At 49.5% G+C, this 19,589-nt stretch carries 19 protein-coding genes; 14 read left to right on the top strand and 5 right to left on the bottom strand.

Annotated elements, in window-relative coordinates; all coding sequences use genetic code 11:
- Nucleotides 1-157: 157 nt before the first annotated feature.
- A complete protein-coding gene (locus ACYVSB_RS11750) occupies nt 158-832 on the top strand; it encodes an ABC transporter ATP-binding protein (protein WP_461219539.1) in 675 nt (224 codons plus the stop codon).
- Nucleotides 829-3,360: an FtsX-like permease family protein gene (locus ACYVSB_RS11745; protein ID WP_461219538.1), complete on the top strand. Its 2,532-nt coding sequence runs from the start codon at nt 829-831 to the stop codon at nt 3,358-3,360. The genes ACYVSB_RS11750 and ACYVSB_RS11745 overlap by 4 nt, the downstream gene beginning before the upstream one ends.
- Nucleotides 3,361-3,595: 235 nt before the next feature.
- Here the strand turns inward: ACYVSB_RS11745 and ACYVSB_RS11740 are convergent, their stop codons facing one another.
- Nucleotides 3,596-3,856, bottom strand: a complete 261-nt coding sequence (locus tag ACYVSB_RS11740) for a hypothetical protein (protein ID WP_461219537.1) — start codon at nt 3,854-3,856, stop codon at nt 3,596-3,598.
- Nucleotides 3,857-4,140: 284 nt separating this feature from the next.
- Between ACYVSB_RS11740 and ACYVSB_RS11735 the strand changes: the two genes are divergently transcribed.
- Genes ACYVSB_RS11735 through ACYVSB_RS11725 form a run of 3 tightly spaced genes read left to right on the top strand, consistent with a single transcriptional unit; the run spans nt 4,141 to nt 6,484 of the window.
- Complete coding sequence (locus ACYVSB_RS11735) at nt 4,141-4,569, top strand: hypothetical protein (RefSeq protein WP_461219536.1); 429 nt, start codon at nt 4,141-4,143, stop codon at nt 4,567-4,569.
- 20 nt (nt 4,570-4,589) lie between these two features.
- Nucleotides 4,590-5,255, top strand: coding sequence for a response regulator transcription factor (locus tag ACYVSB_RS11730; protein WP_461219535.1), 666 nt, complete (start codon nt 4,590-4,592; stop codon nt 5,253-5,255).
- On the top strand, nt 5,255-6,484 hold the full coding sequence (locus ACYVSB_RS11725; protein ID WP_461219534.1) for a sensor histidine kinase: 1,230 nt from the start codon (nt 5,255-5,257) through the stop codon (nt 6,482-6,484). Before ACYVSB_RS11730 ends, ACYVSB_RS11725 begins: the two co-directional genes overlap by 1 nt.
- Here the strand turns inward: ACYVSB_RS11725 and ACYVSB_RS11720 are convergent.
- Nucleotides 6,464-6,673, bottom strand: coding sequence for a hypothetical protein (locus ACYVSB_RS11720; RefSeq protein ID WP_461219533.1), 210 nt, complete (start codon nt 6,671-6,673; stop codon nt 6,464-6,466). The two genes, ACYVSB_RS11725 and ACYVSB_RS11720, sit on opposite strands and share 21 nt — an antisense overlap.
- 234 nt (nt 6,674-6,907) lie before the next feature.
- On the opposite strand from ACYVSB_RS11720, the gene ACYVSB_RS11715 reads away from it, so the two are divergent.
- The 9 genes from ACYVSB_RS11715 to ACYVSB_RS11675 all read left to right on the top strand — a co-directional run bounded on the left by ACYVSB_RS11715 (nt 6,908) and on the right by ACYVSB_RS11675 (nt 17,854).
- On the top strand, nt 6,908-7,183 hold the full coding sequence (locus ACYVSB_RS11715) for a hypothetical protein (RefSeq protein WP_461219532.1): 276 nt from the start codon (nt 6,908-6,910) through the stop codon (nt 7,181-7,183).
- Nucleotides 7,158-7,289 carry a hypothetical protein gene (locus tag ACYVSB_RS11710; protein WP_461219531.1) on the top strand — a complete coding sequence of 44 codons (132 nt, stop codon included), beginning with the start codon at nt 7,158-7,160 and terminating at the stop codon, nt 7,287-7,289. Before ACYVSB_RS11715 ends, ACYVSB_RS11710 begins: the two co-directional genes overlap by 26 nt.
- A gap of 80 nt (nt 7,290-7,369) precedes the next feature.
- Complete coding sequence (pyrH, locus tag ACYVSB_RS11705; RefSeq protein ID WP_461219530.1) at nt 7,370-8,098, top strand: UMP kinase; 729 nt, start codon at nt 7,370-7,372, stop codon at nt 8,096-8,098.
- Nucleotides 8,098-8,655 (top strand): ribosome recycling factor, encoded by a 558-nt coding sequence (gene frr / locus ACYVSB_RS11700; protein WP_125596228.1) that lies wholly within the window; start codon nt 8,098-8,100, stop codon nt 8,653-8,655. The genes pyrH and frr overlap by 1 nt, the downstream gene beginning before the upstream one ends.
- Nucleotides 8,656-8,729: 74 nt before the next feature.
- Nucleotides 8,730-9,410, top strand: a complete 681-nt coding sequence (locus tag ACYVSB_RS11695; RefSeq protein ID WP_461219574.1) for an isoprenyl transferase — start codon at nt 8,730-8,732, stop codon at nt 9,408-9,410.
- 36 nt (nt 9,411-9,446) lie between these two features.
- Entirely contained in the window at nt 9,447-10,244 is a 798-nt protein-coding gene (locus ACYVSB_RS11690; RefSeq protein WP_461219529.1) for a phosphatidate cytidylyltransferase, read from the top strand.
- 92 nt (nt 10,245-10,336) lie between these two features.
- Entirely contained in the window at nt 10,337-11,614 is a 1,278-nt protein-coding gene (gene rseP, locus ACYVSB_RS11685) for an RIP metalloprotease RseP (protein WP_461219528.1), read from the top strand.
- Nucleotides 11,615-11,639: 25 nt separating this feature from the next.
- Complete coding sequence (locus tag ACYVSB_RS11680) at nt 11,640-13,358, top strand: proline--tRNA ligase (protein WP_461219527.1); 1,719 nt, start codon at nt 11,640-11,642, stop codon at nt 13,356-13,358.
- 179 nt (nt 13,359-13,537) lie between these two features.
- Nucleotides 13,538-17,854 (top strand): PolC-type DNA polymerase III, encoded by a 4,317-nt coding sequence (locus tag ACYVSB_RS11675; RefSeq protein ID WP_461219573.1) that lies wholly within the window; start codon nt 13,538-13,540, stop codon nt 17,852-17,854.
- On the opposite strand, the gene ACYVSB_RS11670 is transcribed toward ACYVSB_RS11675, so the two are convergent.
- The 3 genes from ACYVSB_RS11670 to ACYVSB_RS11660 form a co-directional block, all read right to left on the bottom strand.
- A complete protein-coding gene (locus tag ACYVSB_RS11670; protein ID WP_461219526.1) occupies nt 17,753-18,076 on the bottom strand; it encodes a hypothetical protein in 324 nt (107 codons plus the stop codon). The two genes, ACYVSB_RS11675 and ACYVSB_RS11670, sit on opposite strands and share 102 nt — an antisense overlap.
- 518 nt (nt 18,077-18,594) lie before the next feature.
- Nucleotides 18,595-18,936: a transposase gene (locus ACYVSB_RS11665; protein ID WP_461219525.1), complete on the bottom strand. Its 342-nt coding sequence runs from the start codon at nt 18,934-18,936 to the stop codon at nt 18,595-18,597.
- 35 nt (nt 18,937-18,971) lie between these two features.
- On the bottom strand, nt 18,972-19,589 hold a 618-nt coding region (locus ACYVSB_RS11660; RefSeq protein ID WP_461219524.1), incomplete at its 5' end, for a helix-turn-helix domain-containing protein.

The following is a 19,589-nucleotide window of genomic DNA, read 5'->3' as shown; positions in this document are numbered from 1 at the left end:
ACCCCGAATTTCGCAGCGCAAGCTGCGGCCAACCTACTTTTGGCTAGGCTATTTTCGAAGTCAAACCGTTGACTCGCACGCTCTTAGTCACTTGGTTGTCACTTTGGCTTGGTAAACTAAAGATAATCAAGGAGCCAAGAAAAGGGGACCAGTAGCGATGGAATTATTGCGAGTAGCGAATCTAAGCAAGATTTACGGACAAGACAGTACGAAAGTGGTAGCGCTAGACAATGTCAGTTTTACGGTGGCCCGGGGCGAATTTGTGGCGATCGTTGGCGCTTCTGGCAGTGGCAAGTCGACCTTGCTTCATTTGATCGGCGGCGTGGATCGGCCGACGGAAGGCACCGTTTTTCTCGATGGTCAGAACATTTATTCCTTCAATGATGACCAATTGGCGATTTTTCGCCGGCGTCAGGTTGGTTTGATTTATCAATTCTATAATCTGATTCCGATTTTAAACGTGACCGAGAATATTACCTTGCCACTGGATCTGGATAATCGCTCGGCGGATCCGGAAAAACTGAAACAGTTGTTGGCGCGCTTGGGTTTGACACAGCGTCAGGATCATCTGCCCAACGAATTATCGGGAGGCCAGCAACAGCGGGTCTCGATCGGGCGAGCGTTGATCACCGAACCAGCGTTGTTGTTGGCCGATGAACCCACTGGCAATCTGGACTCTGCGGCCAGCGCGGAAATCTTGGCCTTATTGCGCCAAGCCAATCGCGATTACCAACAAACGATCGTGATGATCACCCATGATTTGGAGATCGCCGCCCAAGCTGATCGGGTGATCGAGATCGAAGACGGGCATTTGGTAGGTGATGTAAAATGACGATCCTTCATAAAATCGCTCGGCGGGATTTTAAACTCAATCGCAAGCGCAGTATCGGCACGATCGTTGGGATCACCCTGTCGGTGGCCTTGATCATGGCGGTGGCAACGATGCTGACCAGTCTGCGGCAAACGTTGATTCAACGTGAGATTGACACGAGTGGTTATTATCATATCAAACTGTATGATGTGACGCCGCAACAACTCAAGAAAATTCGCCAGAACCGCGATTTTAAGCAAATCAAGACAACCAGTGATTTAGGCGTGGCCGCCTTCGATCATGCGGATGCCGCGATTGAACAATTCCCGTTGATGACGGTGGCATCACTGAACCAGACTAAACCGACGACTTTAGGCTATCATCTCAGCTCGGGAACTTGGCCCCAAACGGATCGGGAAATCGTGGTTTCCGAATCGACTTTGCTGGCCAGTGGTTTGAAGATCGGTGATCAGCTCCAGTTGAAAATCGGTAAATCTACGGTCAAGAAAAGAAAATTACCAGATAGCGATGCGCTGATCGAGCAAGCGACGGTCGTCAAGGGCAAGAATCAGGATTTTCGGATCACAGGGGTTTTAAACGCTGATAATTATGGCTATCAAGGGCTAACAAGCGCAGCGAAAGTTAAAGATTATACGGTCTATCTTGCCTTGAAACATCCGCAACATTTTCGCCGCGATCTTCCGGAATTGCTAGGTCTCAGCAATTATCAACAAATGCGTGAGGGTAAAAAAGCACGTTATCGATATAATCTCAATGATGGTTTGTTGCACTGGGAAGTTTTACAATTTTCTGATCAGACCCTGTTGATGTTGGTTACCGTTGCGACCATTGTGATCGCGGTGATCATGTTGACGAGTATTTTCTGCATTCGTAATTCCTTTGCCATCTCGATCACTGAGAAAACGAAAACCTATGGGATGCTGGCCAGTGTTGGCGCCACTAAAAAGCAGATCAAACGGATCGTTTTACTGCAAAGTGGTCAGTTGGGGCTGATCGGGATTCCGCTAGGGTTGGGATTGGGTGTCTTGGCGTCTTACATTCTGGGCTTTGCGGTCAATCACATCGGCAGTCAATTTTTATTTGGCCGCGCCAACAGTTTTCAACTGAAATTCTCATGGATCGGGTTACTGATCGCCGTGGTCTTAGGCTGGGCAACGATTTATTTTTCCGCCTCAAGTTCAGCCCGGCGTGCCAGCAAGGTCAGTCCGATCGCCCAGATCCGCAATGAGCAAGATGTAAAACTGACCAGCAAGAATTTGCGCGTTCCGAAGTGGATCCAGCATGTCTTCAAGTCCGGCGGCGTCCTGGCGTATAAAAATCTGCGGCGCAGTCGGAAGAAATATCGGACCACCGTGATTTCGTTAGCGGTCAGTGTCTTTACTTTTATCGCAATGAGCGCGTTTGTGACCGCGGCGTTTAATTTTTCCTATCAGCGGTTTCATAGTCTTGATTTCAACTTGTCTTTCTCGCCGAATTATGAGGGAATGGCGCTTAAATCGGATAAAACTCAGGCCCAGATCCAAGCCATCACCAAGCTGCCTGACACTAAGCACGTTCAAGTGATGACCGCCTTAGCGGAAAACGGCAACTTGAAATTGGCTGGGGTTGAAAACCACTTGGCACCGGGTCTTGCGGCCAGAGATCATCAGGAGCTCCAGTTGCTTGCCTTGGATCGGACTGCTTTTCGCAAGTACGGTCGGGCCAATGGGTTGACCGAGCAACAATTGGCTTCGGGACTGATTCTGTTCGACAATGACACCCAGACCGTCGATGGCAAGCAAATCAATGTGCATAATTATCGGTATCAAGCCGGCGATTTGATTAGTGGAAGCTATCGGGATAATTCGAGTAGTCCTCATAAGAAGTATCAGGCCAAATTCCGCCTTAGTGGGGTGACGCGGAAACTGCCAGAGATGGTCAGCTTCTATTGGACCATGCCGAGTATCCTGATCGCCGATCAACAAGTGGCCCAGCAGCAATTGCCGCTGGTGCTGCAATCGATCGTCATGGACGCGAGTAAACCAGAAGACACCATTCGCGAGGTCCGCAAGATTACTTTGCAGTTAAGCAGTTGGAACCTTGACGCCCAGATCCGCGAAGAGAAAACGATGCGTTTATTGATCAGCATTTTCTTGTACGGCTTCATTATCGTGATCACCTTGATTGGCGTCACCAACATCTTTAACACGATCACCGCCAATATGGCCCTGCGGCAGCGGGAATTCGCCGTTTTGAAATCTGTCGGGATGACGAAGAAAGAATTTGATCATATGGTCAATCTAGAAACCTTGTTCTATTCCTTGAAGTCATTGCTGATCGGTATTGTCAGTGGGATCGGGGTCGCGCTGCTAATCTACTGGGGCTTCAATCGTGGTCAAGCCGAACAGGTCCATTACCAACTCCCTTGGCTGGCGATCGGCCTCGCCATCGTCTTCGTCTTCTTGCTGGTCTTTTGGATCATGCGCTATTCACTCCGTAAGTTCAACCGGCAGAATATCATCGAGACGATCCGCAAAGAGAACGTTTAGGTTATCAGAGTTGTGATGACGTTGGTTCATTTGTCCGCAAAAAGGAGTCGCTTCGTGCGGCTCTTTTTGTCTGTTGCTGGGGATAGTTTGAACCGAGTTGAAAAAGGATGATTTCGATTCTTGATTTTTGGCTTGATTGCAGAAGTGGGTGGGTTTGTGTGGTGACGCAACCGGCTGGGACTGCTGTTGCGGACTGGAACGCGGTGGGCATCGTTTGAAACTAATTCCAAAAGCGTTACCGCTGATCGGAGTTTCTCATCCAATTGCAGGTTTGGTGGGTTTGGTGTGGACGCAACCGCCTCAGGACGTTTGTTGTGGCTGGAACGCAGTGGGCATCGTTTGAAGCCAATCCGCAAAGTGCGCGGCTTGTCTTCAAATCGAGCCTTATCCTAAGCGATAAATCGCTAAGAATAATCTCACTGCTGAAACGTGTTCGCCGACCTAGCTTCTTCCGCTTAGCTACGCAAGGCTTCTGGAAGCAAAGTTCAGCTTCCAAAATCCTTGCTAGGCTAATGCTCAGAAGCTGCCCAGGTCGGCTCTCACTCTTAATAGAGCCACACGTCCTGAGGCGGTTGCTGGGCAGCATTGAGCCTATCTGTAATTGAAGCTGGGTATCTGATGAAGTGCTTTTGCCAGCGAGAGGTTAAACAATCGCGTTTTTTGGGGAATGGGACGGTAACACCAACAGATTCGGATTTGTAGGTCGATACATTTCGGGTAGTGCCACCAACTTTATCTCACTTACCTAAGCGAGTTTGAGTTCGCAATCGACTGATTCAGTTGATTCATCTAGAACTTGCCCTAGTTCATCAGGCAGACTGTACTGGTGTCACCAATTTAAAGCTGGTGACCACTAACCACGGTCGTCATTTGCGTGGTTCCCCATCAATTGGCGATAGCTTGCAAAATGGCGTGAGTGCTCAGACGGCTGTTATAACGTTGAGCGGCTGGAGCGGAGAAATTCGGGGTGAGATCGCCGTGAAATTGGTCTTAGTGGCTATGCCACTTAGACCAAGGCCTGATTTTGAGACAAGCCGCGTACTTTGCGGATTGGCTCAAAACAGCGCCCACAGCGAGCTCACCCCGAATTTCGCAGCGCAAGCTGCGGCCAACATTAAAACGTGTTGCACACAACTGGCTTCTGCGCTTGACGAAGCGCACCAAGCAAGGGCAGTTCAGGCTAGTGAAGCCGCCTGGAGTCGGTTATAATGAAAGAGGAGGAAGACAGCATGACATTGTTATTAGTGGAAGACAATCCCAATATTGCCTTGGGCTTAACTTATTCGTTTCGACAAAAAGGCTACGACTTACAAACTTGCACAACCTTAGCGGCAGCCCGGGCTTTTTTGACCCAGACGCGGCCGCGATTGCTGATTTTGGATGTGGCCTTACCAGATGGTGACGGTTTTACCTTTTATCAAGAAGAAGTGGCGGCCACGCAATTACCCACAATTTTCTTAACGGCTCGTGATGATGAAGATGATGTGGTCCACGGGTTGGATTTAGGGGCGGCGGACTACATGACCAAGCCCTTTTCGACCAAGGAGTTGCTGGCGCGGGTCGCTAAATATTTGCGTCCGGAAAATCGGCAAATCGAGGTGGGAGCGTTGGTTTTTGACCAGAGTAAGTTGACGGTGACGGTAGCGGGCCAACTGGTCAGTTTAACCAGTCTTGAGTTGAAAATCTTGATCTTGTTGTTGGAAAATCTGAATCAGGTCGTGCGGCGGACAACGATTATTGACAAGGTTTGGGAATGGACTGGCAACGATATTAGTGATAATGCGGTCACCGTGTATCTGAAACGAATCCGCGAGAAAGTCGGCGCTGACTTGATCAAAACGGTGAAGGGGCAGGGCTATCGGATCGACCGCACGCCTCAAGGAGACCGGTCGTGATGCAAAATAAAGTGGAATTGAAACGGCTGCTGCGCCAGGTCAGCGGACTGACTTGTGGTGGCTTGGTTTTATTGTTGGGCTTGATTTGGTGGCAGGATCATCTTGTTAACGTTCGTGTCAATCAAGCTTTAGCAACGATTATCGCTATGGTGGCCAGCAAGTATCCGCAAGTGACTCAAGGCGAGTTGGTCGCGATTTTGGCGCAACCGCCAACCTCCGCGTCGCCTAGTCTGCGGGCATACGGTCTCGATTTCCAAGTTGATCAGGTAATTGGCGGCTTGAACCGGCAACGCTGGGTTTTCGTGGGCTTGGATCTAGGGTTGATTTGTTTATTGGTCGGTGGGATTTTAGTTATTTTCTTGCGCTACAATCGCCGCAAAGATGCGGACCTGCAACAAATCGTGGCTGACGTGGCGGCAATCAATCGGCGCGAATATCAATTGAATCTGGCGGATTATAGTGAAGATGAGTTGTCGATCCTGCGCAATGAGTTGCATAAAACTACCATCGTTTTGCGGGAGGCTGCCGCCAATTCGCTGCGAGATAAGCGGCTGCTCAAGGACGCGCTTTCCGATATTTCTCATCAAATCAAGACGCCGCTAACTTCGATTTTGGTGATGGTCGATAACATTTTGGATGATCCCGAGATGGCGCCCGCGGTCCGCACCGATTTCCTCCAGCGAATCAAACATGAGACCACCAGCATTAATTTCCTCGTGGCCGCTTTACTTAAATTATCCAAATTTGATGCGGCCACCGTCCAATTTCACCCGCAGACCACCGCGCCGCAAAACATTGTCCAGGATGCTTGTGATCGCGTCAGTGTCTTGGCCGATTTGCGCGGTGTGAGCCTAGAATCCACCGGCGTCGGCCAACCAATTATGTGTGATCCCAAGTGGCAGAGCGAAGCACTCAGTAATATTCTCAAAAACTGTATTGAACATTCAGATCCGGAAACGACGATTTCAATTGCGTTAACGAGCAATAAATTATTCACCACGATCACGGTCACCGATCAAGGCGGCGGAATCGCGCCGGTCGATCTCCCGCACATTTTTGAACGATTTTATCGCGCACCACGCGCAAACGGCCAGCCCGCTGATCAAAATAGCGTCGGGATCGGGTTGGCCTTGGCCAAAGCAATCGTCGAGCATGATCATGGCGATATTGCGGTCCGTTCAGCTGTTGGTGTCGGTTCAGTCTTTACCTTACGCTATTTCTTTCATTAGCTTGCTGGCCTGGGTCCTGAGCCTTTTGCTTGATTGTAAGTTTTGGTGGGGTTGGTGGTGACGCAACCGGGTCGGGCCATTTGTGCGGCTGGAACGCAGTGGGCGTCGTTTTGAGCCAATCCGAAACCCGCGGCTTGTCTCAAAATCGATCCTTATTCTAAGCGGCAAAGCCGCAAAGAATAATTTCACCGCTGAGCCGCATGGCCCGACCCGGTTGCTAGGCAGAATTGAGCTCATCTGCAATCGGAGTTGGGTATCTGGAAAAGTGGTTTTGCAAGGTAGAGGTCAAACAATTGCCCACTTTTTGGTGGTACGGCAATGCCAACGGATTTGGATTAGGAGATCGGTATATTTTGCGTCGGTTGAACATCTCTGCTCGTTCCCTTAACAATTCTTGGGTAGCCACCGATCGATTTGGTTGATTTGCTAAGAACTAGCTTTGTTCATCAGACAGACTGCACTGGTATCACCAATTTAAGGCTGGTACCCACTAACCACGGCCGTCAATTGCGTGGATCCCCATCGATTGCCCATAGCTTGCCGGCTGGCGTGAGTGCTCAAGCGGCTGTTATAACGTTGAGCGGCTGGAGCGGAGAAATTCGGGGTGAGATCGCCGTGTCGTTATTCTTAGCGGCTTTGCCGCTTAGAATAAGGCTCAGCTTTGAGATTTTCGGTGCCCTTCCGAAAAGCTCAAAGTGATGCCCACAGCGAGCTCACCCCGAATTTCGCAGCGCAAGCCGCGGCCAACCTACTTTTATCAGCGAAGTGCACCACCACCGCCAAACGACAACCAAACCCCCATTAAGCTAACTTTTTTGTAAAAAGAATTCGGACTTCTGGCAACATATGGTAGAATGTTATTTAGCAGATAACGGAGGCATAATGATGACAAAAATCAAATATAAACGAATCGTCTTGAAATTAAGTGGGGAAGCGTTAGCCGGTGAAAAAGGCTTTGGCATCCATCCACCAGTGATCAAAAAAATCGCTCAAGAAATCAAGGAAGTCCACGATTTGGGTGTTGAGATCGGGATCGTTGTTGGTGGCGGTAATATTTGGCGCGGTGAAACTGGCGCGGAGATGGGCATGGATCGTGCGCAGGCCGACTCCATGGGCATGCTAGCGACAGTCATGAACGCCTTAGCGTTGCAAGATGGGCTGGAGAATCTGGGCGAAGAAGTTCGGGTGCAAACCGCGATTGAAATGCGCCAAGTTGCTGAGCCTTATATTCGGCGGCGCGCGATTCGGAATTTGGAAAAAGGTCGGATCGTGATTTTCGCTGGCGGCACGGGGAATCCTTATTTCTCAACGGATTCCGCGGCGGCTTTACGGGCGGCGGAAATCGACGCCGATGTGATTTTGATGGCGAAGAATAATGTCGATGGGGTCTACAACGCGGATCCGAATGTTGATCCGAAAGCCGTTAAATTTGACGAGTTGACGCAATTGGATATTATTAATAAAGGCTTGCGGGTCATGGATTCAACGGCCAGCAGTTTATCAATGGACAATGACATTCCTTTTGTTGTTTTCAACATGACTGTGCCAGGCAACATCAAACGGGTCGTTGAAGGTGAAACGATCGGAACGAAAATCAGTGGAGGTAAGAAATAATGGCGAATCCAATTATTGACAAAGCGCAAGAAAACATGAAGAAGTCCCAAGAGTCACTGCAACGTGATCTCCAAAGCATCCGGGCCGGCCGGGCCAATGCTAGCTTGCTGAACCGGATCAATGTTGATTATTATGGCGCGCCGACACCGTTGAACCAAATGGCGGCGATCAATGTGCCAGAAGCTCGGGTTTTGATGATCAAGCCTTATGACAAGACTTCTTTGAATGACATTGAAAAGGCGATTTTGGCCTCTGATTTGGGCTTGAATCCCGCCAATGATGGCGACGTGATCCGCTTGGTGATCCCACAATTAACGGGGGAACGGCGGCGTGAATTGGCGAAAGAGGTCGGCAAAGACGCTGAAAACGCCAAGATCGCGATTCGTAATGTCCGCCGGGAAGCCCTGGAAGCGTTACGGAAACAAGAAAAAAATAGCGAAATTTCAGAAGATGATCTTCATGGCTTGGAGAAAGATTTGCAGAAGGTTACCGATGAGGCGGTCAAAGGCGTTGACGCGATCGCTAAATTGAAGGAAGACGAGATCACTGAAGTTTAAGCGGCGGCGAATTGTCCAGGAGGCGAGTGCAGGTGTCTGATATCGAAAAGATCCCGGAACATGTGGCGATCATTATGGATGGCAATGGGCGCTGGGCCAAGGCGCATCACCGTCCCCGCGCTTTCGGTCATAAGGCCGGCATGGATAATGTCAAAACAATCACCAAAGCGGCTAGTCAGATGGGGGTCAAAGTCTTGACCCTCTATGCTTTTTCAACGGAAAATTGGCGGCGACCGACAGATGAAGTCAATTATTTGATGCAGCTGCCGATCGACTTCTTTAATACATTTCTGCCGGAATTAATGGCGGAAAATGTGCAAGTTAAGGTGATGGGCTTTCTTGATCAACTGCCCGAGAAAACACGGCAGGTCACTTATGACGCCATGGCACAGACAGCGGCCAACACTGGCATGATTTTGAATTTTGCGTTAAACTATGGCAGTCGTGCCGAGATCACGGTGGCGGTCCAGGAGCTGGCTCAAGAAGTCGCGGCTGGACGGTTGGCACCGGAACAGATCGACGAGCAGCAGATCGGTCAGCATTTGATGACCAGCGATCTTGGTCGTTACGCGGATCCAGACCTGTTGATTCGGACTAGCGGTGAGTTGCGTTTGTCGAATTTTTTGTTGTGGCAACTGGCTTACAGTGAGTTTTATTTCGTCGACGTTCATTGGCCGGACTTCAGTCAACAAGACTTGGCCCAGGCGGTGGCCGCCTATCAACAGCGTCAGCGTCGTTACGGCGGTTTGGCTTAGTTTATTGAGATTGTAAAAGACAGGAGTTCATTTGATATGAAGCAACGGGTTATTACGGCGGTGGTCGCCTTGATTATTTTCATTCCCATCATCATTTTAGGTGGTGTTTGGATCGACGTGGCGGCGATCGCGTTGGCCTTGATTGGCTTGTCTGAGATGTTTATTATGCGTAAGCGGATCATCATCTCACCGGATTTCTTTATTTCCGCCTTGGGGATCATCACTTTGGTCTTGCCAGATGGCGCCTTTGTTAATTTGCCGAAATATTTGTCGCGCTTCGATATTTTCGCGATCACGATCGCTTTGCTGCTGATCGTGACGGTGCTGACGAAGAATCGCACCAATATTGATGATATTGGCATCAACACCCTGGCCATTGTTTACATCGGGAATGGCTTCCATTCATTGGTCGCTGTCCGCGGTGTCCATGGCGATGGCTTAGCGATGCTTTGCTTTATTTTAGTGGTGATTTGGTCTACTGATATTGGCGCGTATTCCTTCGGTCGTAAAATTGGCAAACACAAATTGTGGCCCGCAATCAGTCCCAACAAAACATGGGAAGGCAGTATTGCCGGCACGGTCTGCGCGTTGGTCATTGGGGCGATTTACTTGCACTTCTTCCCCGTTGGTTATCACAATTTCTGGGGCATGATGGTGCTTACCCTGATTTTCTCCATTTTCGGGCAGATGGGCGACTTGGTGGAGTCGGCTTACAAGCGGTATTATGGTGTTAAAGACTCAGGCAAGATTTTGCCGGGACACGGCGGGATCTTAGACCGCTTTGACAGTTTGTTGTTTGTCTTACCAATGTTACATTGGTTCGGCATGTTTTAAGCGACTTAAGCGTTACCCAGCAGTTGTTGATCACCTAGTGTCAGCGTTCAGAAGCGATCGTTTTTGGCCGCAACGTAAGGGAGTTTGAGATAGTGTTAAAAACGATATTGATTTTCCTGATCATTTTCAGTATTTTGGTCGTCTTCCACGAATTCGGTCACTATTATGTGGCGCGCCGTTCGGGTATTTTGGTGCGGGAATTTTCTATTGGTTTTGGCCCGAAAATGGTCAGTTGGCGCCGGAATCATACGACCTTCACCATTCGTTGGTTGCCGATTGGCGGCTACGTGCGAATGGCAGGCGCTGAAGATGATGATTCGGCGATTGAACCTGGCACCAGTGGCACCGTGCAACTCAATGACGCCGGCGTGGTCACGGTGATCGACATTAGCGAGGAAAGTGGCAACTTGTCCGGGATCCCGCTGCAAATCGGGAAAGCTGATTTGGTGGATGCGTTGACGATCAGTGGCAACGAGAACGCGGATCCCGATCAACCGCGGACTTATCAGGTGGATCATGACGCCTTGATCATTGAAAAAGATGGTACCGAGGTCCAAATTGCCCCGCGCGATGTGCAATTCCAATCAGCGACGGTTGGTCGGCGGATCTTGACGAATTTTGCCGGGCCGTTCAACAATTTCTTGTTGGCGATCGTCGGCTTCATGATCGTGGCTTTCCTGCAAGGTGGAGTCGTCAGTAGCAGTAATGCAATCGGCACCGTGACCAGTGATTCAGTCGCCGCCCAAGCTGGCTTGAAAGCGGGCGACCAGATCACTCAAGTCAATGGTCAAGCGACCGCGAATTGGACTGAATTGGTGACCGCGATCCAGAAGCGTTATGGTCAAAAGACCAAGATTACTTATCAACGGGACAAGGCGACGGCAACCACAACCTTGACACCGAAAACTGTGACCGATGCCAGCAGTAAAACCAAATATGGGCAAATCGGGATCACGAACGCGGTTGATCGCAGTCTGGGCGCGAAGTTGAAGTATGGCTTTACCGCGACTTGGGATCTAGCGGGCCGGATTTTGCAGGTGCTGGGGTCGTTCTTCACTGGTGGGTTCAGTCTGAATAAATTGTCTGGTCCCGTGGGCATTTACAACAGTACCGCCCAAGTTGTTAGTGGCGGTTTAGTTAATATTGTTTATTTCTTGGCGATGTTATCGATCAACTTAGGTTTGGTCAATTTGGTTCCGATTCCTGGGCTGGATGGCGGTAAGATCCTGTTGAACCTGATCGAGGCCATTCGCCGCAAACCGATTCCTGTGGAAAAAGAGGGCATCATCACATTGATCGGCGCGGGCTTTTTGTTGATTTTAATGGTCGCGGTGACCTGGAATGATATCGTCCGCTATTTCATTAAGTAAAAAAGTTTTTTGGAGGAGTTTTGGCATGAAACAGTCACAAATGTTTATTCCGACGTTGAAGGAAAATCCGGCGGATGCAGAAGCGCGTAGTCATCAGTTGATGTTGCGGGCGGGGTATATTCGCCAAACTTCTGCTGGGGTCTATACTTACTTGCCCTTGGCGGTGAAAGTCCTGCACAAAATCGAGGCAATCATTCGCCAAGAAATCGAGGAAACGGGCGCGGTTGAGGTCTCAATGCCGGAGTTGATTCCCGCGGATCTGTGGCATGAAAGCGGGCGCTATGACACTTATGGCGACAACTTGTTCAAGCTGAAGGACCGTCATCAACGTGATTTCGTCTTAGGACCGACCCACGAGGAAACGGTGACTGATCTCGTTCGAAACGAAATTCGTTCATACAAGAAACTGCCATTGACCCTCTATCAAATCAAGACAAAATTCCGCGATGAAGATCGGCCGCGTTATGGCTTACTTCGCGGTCGCGAATTCGTCATGAAAGATGGCTATTCATTTTCAGCCAACGAAAAGCAGTTGGATGATGTTTTTCACGCCACAGAGAAAGCATATCGCGCGATCTTTGACCGCGTGGGCTTGAACTATCGGGTCATTATCGGGGACGCCGGCGCCATGGGTGGCAGTGATTCGCGGGAATTCTCCGCCATCGCTGAAATTGGTGAAGACACCATCGTTTATACGGATAATAATGACTACGCGGCGAACTTGGAAATGGCGCGCAACGTGGACAAGTATATTCCGACCCAGGAACCGGAGCTGGCCATGACGAAAGTGGCGACTCCTGATGCTGGAACGATTGCCGAAGTAGCCGCGTTCCTGCAGATCGACGCCAAGAAATTGATCAAGAGTGTCTTGTTCATGGCGGACGGCCAACCGGTGTTAGCTCTGATTCGGGGCGATTATGACATCAACGATGTTAAATTGAAAAACTTCTTGAAAGCCGATTTCTTAGAAATGGCTTCAGATGATGAGGTCAAACAGTGGCTCCAAGCACCGGTCGGTTCAGTGGGACCAGTTGGAATCGCTGAAGAAATTCGGGTCGTGGCCGATGAAACCGTCACGAAAATGATCAACGCTGTAGTTGGCGCCAATGAGGCCGGCCACCATTTGACCAACGTTAATCCCGGTCGCGACTTCCCGTTAACACCAGAGAGTGTCACGGATCTGCGCTTTGTGCGTGAAGGGGATACGGCGATGGATGGCACTAGCACCTTGCATTTCACCCGCGGCATCGAAATCGCGCATATCTTCAAACTGGGCACCCGTTATACTGAGACGTTCCATGCCAATTTCTTAGACGAAAATGGGCGCGAACAACCATTGATCATGGGCTGCTATGGAATCGGTGTTTCCCGGTTGTTGTCCGCGATCGTTGAACAACACTCTGACGAGCAGGGCATTGTTTGGCCGCGGGCGGTGGCGCCTTTTGATATTCATTTGATTCCGATCAATTTGAAGAACGAAGAACAGGCGGCCTTGACCAGTGAAATCGAAGGGATTTTGCGTCAAGCGGGGCTGACCTATTTAATTGATGACCGCAAGGAACGTCCTGGCGTGAAGTTCGCGGAATCCGAATTGATCGGTTTGCCGATCCGGATCACGGTGGGCAAGAAGGCCAGTGAAGGTGTAGTCGAAGTGCAATTGCGCGAAACCGGTGAGAACGTGGAGGTCAAGAAGGACGATCTGATCAATGTCTTGCAGATCTTCCTGACCCGCTCGGCTTCCTAAACTGTTAGTAATCTGAAAATGAGACGAAGGGGCGGCGGTCAGCTGGGTCACTTGGTCTCATTTTTGTCAGGTGTGAAACTGGGGTCTTAGCGCGCCGATGCTCTCGCTGAACGAGGTTAGGAACCGTGGCGACTGAGTCAAGCAAGAAAAGGAGAAATCATTTGACGCAAGAAAATTTGATGGGCAAATTATTGGAACAGATCAATTGGCCGGCGGACCAGCAGGATAGCTTCACGGCGGCACAACTTACTGAAGTGGTGGTTCATGAGATCTCAGGACGCTGGACCTTCAAGTTGCAGTTGCCCGATATTCTGCCCTTTGCGGTTTTCCAGCAATTCCAAACGCAACTGCGGACGGCGTTTCAAGATATTGCCCAGGTGGAGTTAGCGGTGACAACGACCGCGCCCGTGGTGACCCAGACGAACTTGGGCGCTTACTGGCAATATGTAATCGGCCAAACGGGGATCGATTCGCCAATGATCACCGAGGTTTGTCAAAACCAATTACCCGAATTGCAAGATCAACGTCTGTATCTACAAGTTGACAACGAAATCGTCAAGAGCTTCATGGAAAAGCAAGCCCTGGGCCCGATCCAAACAGCCTATCAACAAGTGGGCTTTCCTTTGTTGCGCTTTCAGATCCAATTAGACGATTCCCAGGCTCAAGCTAAAATCGAAGAATTGAAGGCGAAACAGGCGGTGGCTGATCGCGAGTTCGCCCAGCAGGCCGCGCAAAAAGCCGCCGCCCAGCAACAGCAGCGCCAACAAGCGCCAACAGCTGCCAGTTCCGACGTGCCGGCGGTGATCGGGAGCGGGGTGGAACCCAAGTCACCAATGATCACCCTAAATCAAATCGAACAAGAAGAACGCAATGTTTATGTCCAAGGGTATGCTTTTGCCAGTGAGATCCGCACCTTTAACTCGGGGCGTTCTTTGTTGACACTGGAAATTACCGACTATACTGATTCGATCATGATCAAGTGTTTCTCCCGCAAACGTGGGAATGATTTGGCCATTTTCGAGCAGTTCAAGAAAGGGGTTTGGGTCCGAGCCCAGGGGAGTGTCCAGAACGATCAATTCACCCATGAGTTGGTGCTCAACGCCAATGAGATGGAGATCTTCCAACATCCAGAACCACAAGAGGCCTACACCGGTGAACAGAAGCGGGTCGAATTACATTTGCACACGAATATGAGTCAAATGGACGCGACCAACAGTATTGGTGATTTCGCGAAACGCGCCAAAGCTTGGGGTCAAACGGCGTTGGCATTGACCGATCATGTCGGCGCCCAATCCTTTCCCGATGCCCATGCGGCCAGTCAAAAATATGGTCTAAAGTTGATGTACGGGGTGGAAATAAATTTAGTCGATGATGGTAATACCGTCGCGTACAACTTGCGAGATGAAGTCGCTGCCGATGCGACCTACGTGATCTTTGACGTGGAAACCACCGGCTTATCGGCGGTTTATGATACGATCATCGAAATTGGCGCGGTTCGAATGCAAAATGGCCAAGTTTTGGAACGCTATGACCGCTTTATTGATCCGGGCCATCCGTTATCGGCGACGACCATCAATTTGACCAACATCACTGATGAAATGGTCAAAGCTGGTGGATCCGAAGCCGAGGTTATCGGCGAGTTCATGGATTTCATTGGTGACGCGGTGGTTGTTGGGCATAACGTCACCTTTGATATCGGCTTTTTGAACGCGGCTTTGCATCGACTGAAGCGGACCTCGATTCATAATCCGGTGGTGGATACCTTGGAAATGTCGCGGACGCTCCATCCGGAAAACGCCAATCATAAATTGGATACCTTGTCGAAGCGGTACAACATCGTGCTGGAGCACCATCACCGAGCGGATTCTGACGCTGAAGCTACCGGATTGTTGTATTTCGCGTTGCTGAAAGAAATGAATCAGCGCTTTGCCACCACCAATCTCAATCAGCTGAATGAGCACATTGGCGATGGGACCGGTTGGCGGATGGCGCGGCCGCACCACGCTATTTTGATCGCCCAAACCCAGGCCGGATTGAAGAACTTGTTCAAGATCATTTCCGGCGCCATGGTCAACTACTTTTACCGGGTGGCCCGCGTTCCCCGATCGTTGCTGAATCGATATCGTGAGGGAATCATGGTGGGCTCGGCCTGCGATGCCGGCGAAGTTTTCACCAGCATGATGCAAAAAGGTTACGAAGAAGCGCGGCAAAAGGCGATGTACTACGATTATTTAGAAGTGATGCCTAAGGCCGTTTATCAGCCGCTGATCCAGCGGGAGTTGATCAATGATGACACGGCGCTGGAAGATATTCTGAAGAACATTGTCAAGCTAGGCGATGATTTAGGTAAACCAGTCGTGGCCACCGGCGATGTCCATTATCTGGACCCGCGGGACGCGATTTATCGGGAGATCCTAATTCGAGCGGATAAAAGTAACCCGCTAAGTCGGCAACTTTTGCCGGATGTGCATTTCCTGTCCACGGCGGAAATGTTGGCGGCGTTTGACTTCCTCGGACCAGAAAAGGCCAAAGAAATCGTCATTACCAATACTAACAAAGTGGCGGATCTCGTTGATGACGGGATCACCCCGGTCAAAGACAAGCTGTACACGCCGAAAATGCCTGGCGCGGAAGATGAAATTCGCGACTTGGCGATGACGAAGGCTCATCAACTTTACGGCGACCCGTTGCCAGAAATCGTCGACGCTCGGGTCAAGAAAGAGTTGAAGTCGATCATCGGCAATGGTTTCTCGGTTATTTACTTGATTTCCCAGAAATTAGTGTTCAAAAGTAATAAAGATGGCTATTTGGTTGGTTCACGGGGTTCGGTGGGATCCAGTTTAGTGGCGACCATGACCGGGATCACCGAGGTCAATCCTTTGCCGCCGCATTACCGTTGTGCCAAGTGCAAGTACAGCGAGTTTTTTACCAAGGGGGAATATGGCTCCGGTTTTGACTTGCCGGACAAAGATTGCCCCAACTGTGGGACACCGCTGATCAAAGATGGTCACGATATTCCCTTTGAAACCTTCTTGGGCTTCCGTGGCGACAAGGTTCCGGATATCGATTTGAACTTTTCTGGGGATTATCAGCCAATTGCCCATAATTATACCAAGGTCCTCTTCGGTGAAAAATATGTTTTCCGCGCGGGCACGATTGGAACGGTCGCCGATCGAACCGCTTACGGTTATGTGAAACATTATGAAGAGGTCAATGATTTACATTTACGCGGGGCGGAGTTGGATCGCTTGGCCGCTGGCGCCACTGGCGTTAAGCGCACGACTGGCCAACATCCGGCTGGGATCATCGTTGTGCCCGATTATATGGATATTTATGATTTTACACCGATCCAATTCCCTGCCGACAAAACCGATGCCGCTTGGCGGACGACCCACTTTGATTTCCACTCGATCCACGATAATATTTTGAAATTAGATATTCTTGGTCATGATGACCCGACCATGATTCGGATGTTGCAAGACTTGTCCGGGATTGATCCGGTCACGATTCCCACCGATGATCCCGGAGTTTTGTCCCTGTTCTCCGGAACCCAGGCGCTGGGTGTGACCCCAGAACAAATCAATTCCAAAACCGGCACCCTGGGTGTCCCTGAATTCGGGACCGCTTTTGTCCGGGGGATGTTGGAGGAAACTCATCCCAGCACCTTTGCGGAACTGCTGCAAATTTCTGGCTTGTCCCACGGGACCGACGTTTGGCTGGGCAATGCCGAAGAATTGATCAATCAGGGGGTCGTCACCTTGAAGGATGTGATCGGCTGCCGGGACAACATCATGATGGACTTGATCCACTGGGGTGTTGACTCGCAGTTAAGCTTCCAGATCATGGAAAGCGTCCGGAAGGGGAAAGGGATGAAGGAAGAGTGGCAAGAAACGTTGCGGGAAAATGAGCACGTGCCGGCCTGGTACATTGATTCTTGCCTGAAAATAAAATATATGTTCCCGAAGGCACATGCGACGGCTTATATTTTGATGGCGCTACGAATTGCTTACTTCAAGGTTTATTTCCCGATCATTTATTACGCCACTTATTTCTCAGTGCGCGCTGATGATTATGATCTGGTCGCCATGAGTCATGGCAAAGAAGCCGTTAAAGCGCGGATGAAAGAGTTGAACGATGAAATCAATGAGAAGGGCAAGAGTCGCGCGGTCAAGCAAGCCAATTTGTTAACTGTTTTAGAGCTGGCCAATGAATGTTTGGAACGCGGTTATGAGATCAAAATGGTTGATATTGAAAAATCTGATTCGGAGAATTTCCTGATTCTTGATGAACGAACAATTTTGGCGCCTTTCAAAGCGATTCCTGGTTTAGGCGGCAACGTGGCGAAGCAAATCGTTGCCGCTCGCGCCGAACGTCCCTTCCTATCGAAAGAAGATTTAGCGACCCGGGGGAAAGTTTCCAAAACATTGATCGATTACCTGAGCGCCAATGGTGTCTTGAATGACTTGCCAGATGAGAATCAACTCTCGCTGTTCTGATTTTCGGTAACGTGCAGGCAAAAGTAGCTTGGCCGCAGCTTGCGCTGCGAAATTCGGGGTGAGCTCGCTGTGGGCGTCACTTTGAGCTTCGCAAAACCCGCGAATCTCAAAGCTGAGCCTTGGTCTAAGTGGCAAAGCCACTAAGACCAATTTCACGGCGATCTCACCCCGAATTTCTCCGCTCCAGCCGCTCAACGTTTTAACAGCCGTTTGAACACTCACGCCGACTGGCAAGCTATTGTCAATTGATGGGGCACCACGCCATTGACGACCGTGGTTAGTGGTTACAATCCTTGAATTGGTGACACCAGTACAGTCGGTCTGATAAACTGAGGCAAGTTCTTGATGAATCAGCTAGATCGATCGCGCTCCACTCAAAGATTGTCTGGCGAGCGGGTACAAGTTTTAAAATTGGCGACATCAGTACAGTCTGCTTGATGAACTGAGGCAAGTTCTTGATGGATCAGCTGAATTGGTTGATTTCCCCCAAGGATTGTTGAGGAGACGAGTAGAGATGTTCAACCGATGAAAAATGTCCTGACCTTCGGATCCAAATCAGTTGACATTGCCGTACCACAAACTGATTTGGACGATTATTTTGACCTCTAGCTCGCAAAAAAAACTTCGTCAAATCCTTCGCTTCGATTGCAGATCGGCTCAATGCTGCCTAGCAACCGCCTCAGGACGTGTGGCTCAGCGGTGAGATTATTCGGTTCTTTCTAACGTTTGGCGATTAAGGCTTATGCCGCACCATATTTCTCGATAAGTAGGATTCTCTCTTTTAATGATAAAAAACTACAGCGCCCATAAACAGCGCGTTTGATTGTTTTCGTGCGGTTATTCAGTCCTTCTACTGGCCCATTGCTATAGTGAGGATACTTGACTGAGTTGTTGATGGCTACTTTATCAGGCTTAATTACGTCGCAAACTTTGCTTAAATGCTCATTCCCATTCGCTTTAACGCCTCTGATCCAATCATCGAGTGATTCTTCAGAACGACCTGTGGTTATATCGATAAAGTCCATGAGTAATGAAAGAAGCTTCTTGATTTCCGGATATTGAAGCATCGTAAGGCGAACCACAGGTGTATAGCTACAATTGCCCTTACGACGATATACTAGGCTTGCAATTTGAGTCGCAGTGACTTGATTATCCTGCTTACCTTGATGTATTGTAGGAAGGTACTGTAAGTACGCTGATAACCCTTCGCTACGATGTGCTTATATATTTCTTTCTTGTTTTTGCCAGCCTGATACATTTCCACGATTTCGCTTAAATATGGCTTAAGCGCATTATGTGTAGGATGCGTATGCCATGACCAATCGGATGATAAATAGTGTTGTACAGTTCGTCTGGAGATTGAAAAATGTTTAGCCACAGCCGCTCGCGTCATGCCCTTAGCCACGAGCTGGCAAACAGTCTGACGCAACTTGGTATGCTGCTGTTTTGCCTTAGATTCAGTTTGGTGGATTCCAAAATTCTGTATATTCAGTGCATCTAGATCCTCATTATTTAATTTGATACGGCTTGGTAATGCGTCAATAATTGCTTGGTGAAAATACTTGGTTACGGTGACAGTATAATGAAACCGATCAGATACTTGTATTGCTTCTGGATGGCTTATCTTGATTGCTTTGCGATAAAAGCTTGCCCCATCTCTAACAACAAACTTTAAATTCGGATATGTCTTGAGCCACTGGACGACGTCTTCAACCTTACGGCTGGGAATCATGTC

The organism is Lapidilactobacillus salsurivasis (genome assembly GCF_054785215.1).
This window is presented reverse-complemented; position numbering and strand designations above follow the sequence as displayed.

Excerpts from the sequence above, each read along its gene's own strand:
- ACYVSB_RS11680 (WP_461219527.1), top strand. The coding sequence starts at position 11,640 with ATGAAACAGTCACAAATGTTTATTCCGACGTTGAAGGAAAATCCGGCG.
- ACYVSB_RS11745 (WP_461219538.1), top strand. The coding sequence starts at position 829 with ATGACGATCCTTCATAAAATCGCTCGGCGGGATTTTAAACTCAATCGC.
- ACYVSB_RS11750 (WP_461219539.1), top strand. The coding sequence starts at position 158 with ATGGAATTATTGCGAGTAGCGAATCTAAGCAAGATTTACGGACAAGAC.
- ACYVSB_RS11695 (WP_461219574.1), top strand. The coding sequence starts at position 8,730 with ATGGATGGCAATGGGCGCTGGGCCAAGGCGCATCACCGTCCCCGCGCT.
- ACYVSB_RS11725 (WP_461219534.1), top strand. The coding sequence starts at position 5,255 with ATGCAAAATAAAGTGGAATTGAAACGGCTGCTGCGCCAGGTCAGCGGA.
- pyrH (WP_461219530.1), top strand. The coding sequence starts at position 7,370 with ATGACAAAAATCAAATATAAACGAATCGTCTTGAAATTAAGTGGGGAA.
- ACYVSB_RS11690 (WP_461219529.1), top strand. The coding sequence starts at position 9,447 with ATGAAGCAACGGGTTATTACGGCGGTGGTCGCCTTGATTATTTTCATT.
- ACYVSB_RS11675 (WP_461219573.1), top strand. The coding sequence starts at position 13,538 with ATGGGCAAATTATTGGAACAGATCAATTGGCCGGCGGACCAGCAGGAT.
- ACYVSB_RS11730 (WP_461219535.1), top strand. The coding sequence starts at position 4,590 with ATGACATTGTTATTAGTGGAAGACAATCCCAATATTGCCTTGGGCTTA.
- frr (WP_125596228.1), top strand. The coding sequence starts at position 8,098 with ATGGCGAATCCAATTATTGACAAAGCGCAAGAAAACATGAAGAAGTCC.